Source organism: Streptomyces sp. DT190, assembly GCF_049846985.1.
Taxonomy (GTDB): domain Bacteria; phylum Actinomycetota; class Actinomycetes; order Streptomycetales; family Streptomycetaceae; genus Streptomyces.
Genome location: NZ_JBNCNM010000016.1, coordinates 213,375 through 223,247 on the forward strand (window position 1 = coordinate 213,375; position 9,873 = coordinate 223,247).

Annotated in this window: 2 protein-coding genes and 1 pseudogene; all 3 read right to left on the minus strand. The window is 75.9% G+C overall.

Annotation, left to right across the window (positions count from 1 at the left end; all coding sequences use genetic code 11):
- Nucleotides 1-53 precede the first annotated feature (53 nt).
- Nucleotides 54-812, minus strand: a complete 759-nt coding sequence (locus ACPXCS_RS26470) for a futalosine hydrolase (RefSeq protein ID WP_365099087.1) — start codon at nucleotides 810-812, stop codon at nucleotides 54-56.
- Nucleotides 809-1,876 (minus strand): glucose-1-phosphate thymidylyltransferase, encoded by a 1,068-nt coding sequence (locus tag ACPXCS_RS26475; RefSeq protein ID WP_425951777.1) that lies wholly within the window; start codon nucleotides 1,874-1,876, stop codon nucleotides 809-811. The genes ACPXCS_RS26470 and ACPXCS_RS26475 overlap by 4 nt, the downstream gene beginning before the upstream one ends.
- Nucleotides 1,877-2,115: 239 nt before the next feature.
- Nucleotides 2,116-9,606: pseudogene (locus ACPXCS_RS26480) on the minus strand (SDR family NAD(P)-dependent oxidoreductase); the annotation flags it as partial.
- Between the last annotated feature and the right edge of the window lie 267 nt (nucleotides 9,607-9,873).

The following is a 9,873-nucleotide window of genomic DNA, read 5'->3' on the forward strand; positions in this document are numbered from 1 at the left end:
GCGGTCGGCCGCGGGGAGATGTGACGCCCCGGAGCTGCCGCCGGCCCCCGCGGTCAGCCGTAGGGCGGGGGGACGCCCCGCGTGAGCACGGTGCGCAGGACCGCGAAGGTGTCCCGCAGGGCGGCCAGTGCCTCCGGGACGCGCCAGGCGGAGCGGTCGCGCAGACCGACCGCGTTGGAGATGGTGCGGATCTCCAGGAACGGTGTGCCGTGCCCGGCGGCGGCCTCGGCGGCCCCGAACCCCTCCATCGCCTCGGCGGCGGCGCCGTGGCGTTCCCGCAGTACGGCGGCGCGTTCGGCGGTGCCGGTGGCGGTGGAGACGGTCAGGACGGGGGCGTGGACGGCTCCGAGCCCGCGGGCGACCGCCGCAGCGAGGTGGGGCGCGCAGGTGTGTGCGGTGGTGCCGAAGCCGAGGGCGTCGACGGGCAGGAACCCGTCGGGCGAGTCGGCTCCCAGGTCGGCGGCGATGACCCGGTCGGCGACGACGACGGAGCCGAGGGCCGCGACGGGGGCGAACCCGCCCGCGATGCCGGCGGAGACGACCAGATCGTAGGGTTCGCCGCGGGCGGCCGCCGCGGTCAGCGCGGTCGCGGTGCTCGCCGCCGACGCGGCCGGTCCGACGCCCCCGGCGACGAGGTCGGCGCGGACCGGCCGGTGACCGGGACCGTCGCCGCCCGGCGTCACGCGGACCGCGTCCAGTCCTGACGGCGCGGGCGCGGGCGGCGGGGACGTGGCCGCGGGACCGAACCCGCGGGCCGCGGCGTCGCGTTCGGCGGCGACCGCGGTGACGACGAGGACACGGACCCCGCTCATGAGGAGAACTGGACCTGTCCGTGGTCGCCGATCACGAGGCGGTGGGTGGCGGGCAGCCGGGGCGCGAGGGTGACCTTGACGTTGCGTCCGACTAGGGACCCCTCCACGCGGCGGATGCGGTCGAAGGAGGACTCCCGCAGGACGATGGAGTACTCGATCTCGCTGTGGCTGATCAGGCACTCCTCGGCGACCGACGTGGACGGTCCGATGTAGGAGTCGCTGACGACGCTGCCCGCGCCGATGATGGCGGGGCCGACGATGCGGGAGCGCCGGACCTGGGCCCCGGCCTCGATCCTGACCCGTCCGATGATCTCGCTCTCGTCGTCCACGCAGCCGTCGACGCGGGGCTGGAGGCGTTCCAGGAGCGTGCGGTTGACTTCCAGCATGTCGGTGACGTTGCCGGTGTCCTTCCAGTAGCCGGTGATGACGGTGGAGCGCACGGTCATCCGCCGGTCGATCATCCACTGGAGGGCGTCGGTGATCTCCAGTTCGCCGCGGGCGGAGGGCCGGATGGCGCGGACGGCGTCGTGGACGACCGGGCTGAACAGGTAGACGCCGGCGACGGCGAGGTCGCTGCGCGGGGTCCGCGGCTTCTCCTCGAGTTCGACGACGTTGCCCTGGTCGTCGGTCACGGCCACGCCGAAGGCGGTGGGGTCGCTGACGCGGGTGAGGAGGATCTGCGCGTCGCAGGGATTCTTGCGGAACTCGTCGACGACGTCGCTGATGCCGTCCAGGACGAAGTTGTCGCCGAGGTACATCACGAAGTCGTCGTCGCCGAGGAAGGACCGGGCGATGAGGACCGCGTGGGCGAGACCGAGGGGTTCGCTCTGCGGGATGTAGGTGATGTCGAGGCCGAAGGCGGAACCGTCGCCGACCGCGGCCTGGATCTCGGCGGCGGTGCTGCCGACGATGACGCCGACCTCGGTGATGCCGGCGGCGGCGATGGATTCCAGTCCGTAGAAGAGGATCGGCTTGTTGGCGACCGGGACCAGTTGCTTGCTGGACGTGTGGGTGATCGGTCGCAGTCGCGTACCGGATCCCCCCGCGAGCACAAGAGCCTTCACTGTTCCATCCAGGTGACAAGGGGCGGACGGCCGGCGGGCTGGGGGTTCCCGGCCGTGTGGAGCGGATCGGTGGGCGGGGACGCCCGCGGTCGTGCGGGCGCCGGGTCATGTTCGGGTCGTGGGACGGATCGGGCGGTCGGCGGGTCGGTCGGGGTCGGGATCGAGATCGAAGTCGGTGTACGGGCCGGGGGCCGCCGCGACGGGAGCGGGTCCGCGCCGCGGCGGCCGGAGGCCGGTGCTCAGGCGTCGTCGAGGTCGCCCTCCAGGAAGGCGCGGAGTTCCTCGTCGGAGACCTCGTCGGTGAGTGCGTCCGGGCCCTGTCCCGGTGCCGGGGCCGGTGCCGGTGCCGGGGCGCCGTCGAGCCGGTCCAGGAAATCGCGCAGCCGCACCCGCAGCCCCGCGTGGAGGTCCGGGTCCGCCAGCGCTTCCGCGAACCGCGCCTCCAGTTGCTCCAGCCGGTCCGCGGCGGCCGGGGAGGCGGCGGGCGGTTCGGCGGGGGCCATCCGCTCCAGCAGGTGGGCGGCGAGCCGCTCGGGGGTGGGGTGGTCGAACATGAGCGTCGCCGGCAGCCGCACGCCCGCGAGCGTGCCGAGCCGGTTGCGCAGTTCGACGGCGGTCAGGGAGTCGAAGCCGATGTCCAGGAAGCCTCGCTCGGGATCGAGGGAGTCGGGGGTGTCGTGACCGATGACCAGGGCCGCCTGGGCGAGCACGGCTTCCAGTACGGCACTGTGGCGGGCGTCCGCGTCCAGCCCGGCCAGGCGTTCGCGCAGGCTGTTCCCGGCGGAGACGGGGGCCGGCGCGGCGGGGGCCGTACGGGCCGCCTGCCGGGCGCGGGCGGGAACGAGGTCGCGGAGCAGGTCGGGCACCGCACCGTCCGGCCCGCGCAGCGCGCCGGTGTCCAGGTCCGCGGGGGCGAACCAGGCCTGGGTGCTGCGCAGCGCCGTGTCCAGCAGGGCGAGCGCGTCGGCCGTCTCCATGGGGCGCAGGCCGCTGCGGGCGATGCGGCGCAGGTCGGTCTCGGCCAGGGTGCCGGTCATTCCGCTGCGCTCCGCCCACAGCCCCCAGGCGAGGGACTGCACGCGGCGTCCGGCGGCGGTACTGCGGGCGGCGAACGCGTCGAGGAAGGCGTTGGCGGCCGCGTAGTTGGCCTGTCCGGCCCCGCCGAGGGTGCCGGCGAGGGAGGAGAACAGGACGAGCGCGGCGCCTGTGTCGCGGGTCAGTTCCGCCAGCAGCAGGGACGCGTCGGCCTTGGCGCGCAGCACGGTGTCCAGGCGTTCCGGGGTGAGCGACTGCACGATGCCGTCGTCGAGGACGCCGGCGGTGTGCACGACCGCGGTCAGCGGCCGGTCGTCGGGGACCTGGGCGAGCAGGGCGGTCAGGGCCTGCCGGTCGGCCACGTCGCAGGCGGCGACGGTGACGCGGGCGCCGTGAGCGCGCAGTTCCTCGCACAGTTCGGTCATGCCCTCGGCGGCGGCGCCGCGCCGTCCGGCCAGCAGCAGCGAGCGGGTGCCGTGCGCGGTGACCAGGTGGCGGGCGATCCGCCGGGCCAGGACGCCGCCGGCGCCGGTGACGAGCACCGTGCCGTCGCCGACGGCGTCGGGCGCGTCGGTGTCGGGCGTGGCGCGGGTCAGCCGGGGGACCAGGGCGGCACCGTCCCGCAGTGCGGTCTCGCTGTCCTCGCCGGCCAGGGCGGTGGGCAGCAGGGCCAGGGAGGCGGCCGTGCCGTCGTGGTCGACGAGCGCGAACCGGCCGGGGTTCTCCGTCCGCGCCGCACGGACCAGGCCCCATACGGCGGCGTGCGCGGGATCGGTGCGGGAGGCGTCACCGAGACCGGTGGTGACCGCGTGGCGGGTCAGCAGGACCAGCCGGGAGGCGGCGAGGGCGTCCTGCGCGAGCCACTCGGTCACCAGCCGCAGCACGTGGTGGGTGGCCTGCCGGGCGGCGGTGGCGGGGTCGGTGTCGTCGTCGGGCGTCGGCACGACGGCCAGCACGGTGCGCGGTGCGGCGGTCCCGGTGGTCGCCGCGGCCAGCGCGGCCGGATCGGCGTACCGCACGGCTTGGTCCAGGACCGGGTGCCCGGCGAGGTCGGCCGCCGGGCCCACGAGGTGCGGCGGGGCGACGGCGACGGACGGTCCGGCGGGGGCCGCCGGGGTCCAGCGGACGGTGTGCAGCGCGCCGGCGCCCGCGGTGGCCGGCAGGGCCGCGGTGTCCACGGCCCGCAGGGCGAGCGTGCCGATCTCCGTGACCGGCGCCCCGGTGCCGTCGAGAAGCGTCACCCGGTGGGTGTGCTCCCCGGCCGGCACGAGCCGCACCCGCAGGGCGTCGGGCCCGGCGGCGTGCGGGGTGACGTCCTGGAAGGCGAACGGCAGCACGGTGCCCGTGCCGTCGGTGACGGTGAGGGCCACGGTGTGCAGGGCCGCGTCGAGGAGAGCGGGGTGGATGCGGAACCGGTCGGTGCCCTGGAGGTGTTCGCCGTCCTCGGGAGCGATCTCCGCGTACACCGTGTCGCCGTCGCGCCAGGCGGCGCGCAGCCCGCGGAAGGCGGGGCCGTAGGCGAAGCCGCGTTCGGCGATCCCCTCGTACAGGCCGGTCACGTCCACGGGGGTGGCGCCGGGCGGCGGCCAGGCGGCCGGAACGGACTCGCCGGCGGCCGCCGGGGCGGCGCACAGGACGCCTTCGGCGTGCCGGGTCCAGGGGGCGTCCGCGCCGTCGCCGGTGACGGGTCGGGAGTGCACGGTCAGCGTGCGGTCGCCGTCCGGGCCGGGCGCCGAGACGCCGACCTGGAGCTGCACGCCGCCGTGTCCGGGCAGGACGAGCGGCGTGTTCAGCGTGAGGTCGCCGACGCGGCCGGCGCCCACGTGGGCGCACGCCTCGAGGGCGATGTCCAGGAAGGCGGTGCCGGGGAACAGGATCCGGCCGTCGAGGGCGTGGTCGGCGAGCCAGGGCCGGCTGTCCAAGGAGACGGTGCCGGTGAGGAGCAGGCCGTCGCCGTCGGCCAGCGGCACGGCCGCGGTGAGCAGGGGGTGCCGTACGGAGTCCGGGCCCGCGTCGGCGCTGCCGGTCGTCTCCAGCCAGTAGCGGCGCCGCTGGAAGGGGTAGGTAGGCAGGTCGGTGCGCCGGGCGCCGGTGGGGGCGAACCAGGTGTCCCAGCCGACGTGGTGGCCGTGGGTGTGCAGCCGCGCGAGGGCGGTGGTCAGGGACCGGCTCTCCTCGGTGTCCCGGGCGAGGGTGGGCACCAGGAGGGCGTCGCCGCCGGCGCATTCCCCGGCGAGCGCGGTGAGCACGCCGCCCGGGCCGATCTCCACGTAGGTGGTGACGCCCTGCTCCTCCAGAGTGCGGATGCCGGCCCGGAAGCGGACGCTGTCGCGGACCTGGCGCACCCAGTAGGCGCCGTCGAGGGGTTCGGCGTCGGTGACGGGGCGTCCGGTGACGGTGGACACCACCGGCAGTTCGGGGGCCGCGTGCGCCAGCCCCGCGGTGTGCTCGGCGAAGGCGTCGAGCATGCCGTCCATGTGGTGCGAGTGGAAGGCGTGGCCGACGTTGAGGCGGCGGGTCCTGCGGCCCTGCGCGGCGAGTTCGGCGGCGAGCGCGGTGACGTCGCCCTCGTCGCCGGACAGCGTGGTGGCGAGGGGGCTGTTGTCGGCGGCGACGGACACCCGGCCCTCGTACGCGGCGAGCAGTGGTGCCACCTCCTCCGCGGGGGCCTGGACGGAGATCATGGCGCCGCCCTCGGGGAGGCCGGCCATGAGCCGGCCGCGCACGGCGACCAGGTGGCAGGCGTCCTCCAGGGTGAGGGCGCCGGCGGCGTGGGCGGCGGCGATCTCGCCGACGGAGTGGCCGAGCAGCACGTCGGGCCGTACGCCCAGGCTCTCCAGCAGCCGGTACAGGGCGACCTGCACGGCGAACAGTGCGGCCTGGGTGTAGTCGGTGCGGTCGAGCAGGGCCGCTTCCGCGCTGCCGGGTTCGGCGAACAGGACGTCGCGCAGCGGTGTGCCGAGGTGGCCGTCGAGGTGGGCGCAGACGGCGTCGAGGGCGTCGGCGAACACGTCGTGGGTCTCGTACAGGGCGCGGCCGGTCCCGGGTCGCTGGGTGCCCTGGCCGGAGAAGAGGAACGCCGTCCTGCCGCCGCGGGCGCGGCCCGTGAGCAGCTGGGGGTGTTCCCGGCCCTCGGCGAGGGCGGTGAGCGCCTGGGTGAGGGCGTCGGTGCCGTCGGCCACGACCGCCGCCCGGTCCTCCAGCCGGGCGCGGGTGGTCGCCAGGGACAGCGCGAGGTCGGCCGGCGCGGTCCGGGGGTGGGCGGCGAGGTGGTCCAGGAGGCGGCGGGCCTGGTCGCGCAGGGCGGCGGTGCCGCGGGCGGACAGCAGCCAGGGAAGTGCCCGCGCGGGCCGGGCGCCGGGCTGCGGCTGCGCCGGTGCGGGCAGGTCCGGCTCCTGGAGGATGACGTGGGCGTTGGTGCCGCTGACCCCGAAGGAGGAGACGCCGGCGCGCCGGGGTCCGTCGCCCGGTTCCCAGACCCGCTGCTCGTGCAGCAGGCGCACGGCGCCGCTGGACCAGTCGATGTGCGGGGAGGGACGGTCGGCGTGCAGGGTGCGCGGCAGGATGCCGTGCCGCATCGCCATCACCATCTTGATGACGCCGGCGACACCGGAGGCGGCCTGGGTGTGCCCGATGTTGGACTTCAGCGCCCCCAGCCACAGCGGGCGTTCGGCGGGCCGGTCCTGGCCGTAGGTGGCGAGCAGGGCCTGCGCCTCGATCGGGTCGCCGAGTCTCGTGCCGGTGCCGTGCGCCTCGACGGCGTCGACGTCGGCCGGGGACAGCCCGGCGGAGGCGAGGGCCTGGCGGATGACGCGCTGCTGGGCGGGGCCGCTGGGCGCGGTCAGTCCGTTGGAGGCACCGTCCTGGTTGACCGCGGTGCCCGCGACGACGGCGAGGACCGGGTGCCCGTTGCGGCGGGCGTCGGAGAGGCGTTCCAGCAGGAGCAGGCCGACGCCCTCGGCCCAGCCCGCTCCGTCGGCCTCGGCGGCGAACGGCTTGCAGCGTCCGTCGGGCGACAGCGCGCGCTGCCTGCTGAACTCGACGAACGTGTCCGGAGTGGAGATCACGGTGACGCCGCCGGCCAGGGCCAGTTCGCATTCCCCGGACCGCAGGGCCTGCACGGCCAGGTGCAGGGCGACCAGCGACGAGGAGCAGGCCGTGTCGACGGTGACGGCGGGGCCTTCGAGGCCGAAGGTGTAGGCGATCCGGCCGGAGGCGACGCTGCTCGCGCTGCCGGTGGCCAGGTAGCCCTCCAGTTCCTCGGGGGCCTTGCTCACCCTGCGGGCGTAGTCGTTGTAGTTGGAGCCCACGAACACGCCGGCCCGGGCGCCGCGCATCCCCTCCGGGTCGATGCCGGCGCGTTCGAACGTCTCCCAGGAGGTTTCGAGCAGCAGCCGATGCTGCGGGTCGATGGCGACCGCCTCACGCGGGGAGATGCCGAAGAACGCAGGGTCGAACCGGTCGGCGTCGTGCAGGAATCCGCCGTGCCGGGCGTAGGAGTGGCCGACGCGGTCGGGGTCGGGGTCGTACAGGTTCTCGACGTCCCAGCCGCGGTCGCCGGGGAACGGGGTGATGGCGTCGGTGCCGTCGGCGACGAGCTGCCACAGCTCCTCCGGGGAGGTGACGCCGCCGGGGAAGCGGCAGCCCATGCCGACGACGACCACGGGGTCGTCGGTCACGGACGCCGTGGGCAGGGCGGGCAGGGCGTCGGCGACTTGCCCGCCGAACAGTTCGCCGTCCAGGTGGGCGGCGAGGGCGGACGCGGTGGGGTGGTCGAAGGCGAGCGTGACCGGCAGCCGCAGCCCGGTGGCCTCGGCGAACCGGTTGCGCAGTTCGACCGCGGTCAGCGAGTCGAAGCCGAGGTCGCGGAAGGCGCGGCCCTCGGGAACGGCGGCGGCGTCGTCGTGCCCGAGGACGGCGGCGGCCTGCGTGCGGATCTCCATGAGCAGGGCGGCACGGCGCTCGGGGGGAGCCAGGGCGGCCAGCCGCTTCACGAGCGGCGGCCCGTCGACCGGTTCGGTCTCCCGCTCAGCCGCACGGTCGGCGACGGCGGCCCGGGTCTCGGGGAGTTCGCGCAGTGCGGCGAAGGCCCGGGCCGTGATGAGCTTCCAGTCGACGTCGGCCACGATGAGGAACTCCTCGTCCTGGTCGAGCGCCTTCTGCAGGGAGGCGACGGCGAGTTCGGGGTCCATCGGCGGCACGCCGTCACGGCGCAGCCGTTCGGCGACCTCCTCGCCGACCATGCCGCCGCCGGCCCAGGTGCCCCAGCCGATCGAGGTGGCGGGCAGTCCCTCGGCGCGCCGGCGGGCGGCGAGGGCGTCGAGGTGGGCGTTGGCGGCGGCGTAGCTGCCCTGGCCGGGTCCGCCGAGGGTGCCCGCCATGGAGGAGAACAGGACGAACGCGTCGAGGTCCAGGTGCCGGGTGGCGGCGTCGAGGGCGAGCGCCGCGTCGGCCTTGGGCCGCAGTACGTCGTGGGCCCGCTGCGGGGTGAGGGCGTCGATGAGGCCGTCGTCGATGATGCCCGCCGTGTGGAAGACGGCGGTCAGGGTGCCGCCCCCGGGCAGGTCGTCGACGAGTCGCCGGACGGCTGCCGCGTCGGACACGTCGCAGGCGACGACCGTGGCCGGGGTGCCGAGTTCCGCGAGCTCGGCCACGAGGCCGTCGGCGCCGGGCGCGGCCGGGCCGCGCCGGGAGACGAGCACCAGGTGCTCGGCGCCGCCGCGGGCGAGCCAGCGGGCGACGTGCCGGCCGAGACCGCCGGTGCCGCCGGTGACGAGCACGGTGCCGGACGGCGTCCAGGTGCCTCCGGGGCGCGGTCCGTCGCCGGCGCGCACCAGCCGGCGGGCGAAGATCCCGGACGGGCGCACTGCGACGTGGTCCTCCTCCAGCGCCCCGGACAGGGCGGTGGCCAGGCGCCGCGCGGCCCGGGTGTCGAGCGTCTCGGGCAGGTCGACGAGACCGCCCCAGCGCTGCGGGTACTCCAGGGCGGCGATGCGTCCGAGGCCCCAGCTCATCGCCTGCAGCGGGCTGACGAGCGGGTCGCCCCGGCGGACGGTGACGGCCCCACGCGTGGCGCACCACACGGGTGCGTCGACCCGTGCGTCGCCGAGCGCCTGGAGAAGGGCGGTCATCAGCACCATGCCGGTGGGCAGCACGCCCTCCCGCGACCACGGCGTCTCGTCCAGCGCGAGCAGCGAGAGCACTCCGCCCACGGTGGTGTCCGCGGTGTGCTGCCGTACGAGGTCCGCCATGCGGTCGCGTTCGGCCTCGGGCGCTCCGGCGGCCATGACGCGTACGTCGCTCGCGTGCCCTTCGACGGCATCGAGGACGGAGCGTACGAGGGGGTCGGCCTCGTGCCCGGCGGGTACGACCACCAGCCAGACCCCCGGGAGTTCGGCGGCGCGGGCGGGCTGTTCGGCGCGGGGCCGCCAGGTCACCCGGTAGCGCCAGCCGTCGAGGGTCGAGCGGTTGATGCGGTCGCGCCGCCAGGACGACAGCGCCGGTACGACCTTGGCCAGTGAGCGCACGTCGTCGATGCCGAGGTCTCCGGCGAGGGCGTCGAGGTCGTGGTTCTCGACGCTGGTCCAGAAGTCGTCGTCGAGGACGTCCACGGCGTCGGAGCCCGTGTCGGCAGTAGCCGGGCGGCCGACCGGTTCGAGCCAGTAGTGGCGGCGCTGGAAGGCGTAGGTGGGCAGGTCGACGCGGCGCGGGGACAGCCCGTCGAAGGCGGCCGTCCAGTCCACCGCGACACCACGCGCCCACGCCTCGCCCAGGGACACGTACAGACGATCCAGGCCGCCCTCGCCCCGGCGCAGCGACCCCACGACCACGGCATCGGCGCCGGCCGCCTCGACGGTCTCCGCCACCGGCACGGTCAGCACCGGGTGCGGACTCATCTCCAGGAACGCACCGTGCCCGGACTGGGCGAGCCGACGGACGGCCGGCTCCAACCGCACCGTCTG

Coding starts and splice junctions, on each gene's coding strand:
- ACPXCS_RS26470 (WP_365099087.1), bottom strand. CDS start 812: ATGAGCGGGGTCCGTGTCCTCGTCGTCACCGCGGTCGCCGCCGAACGC.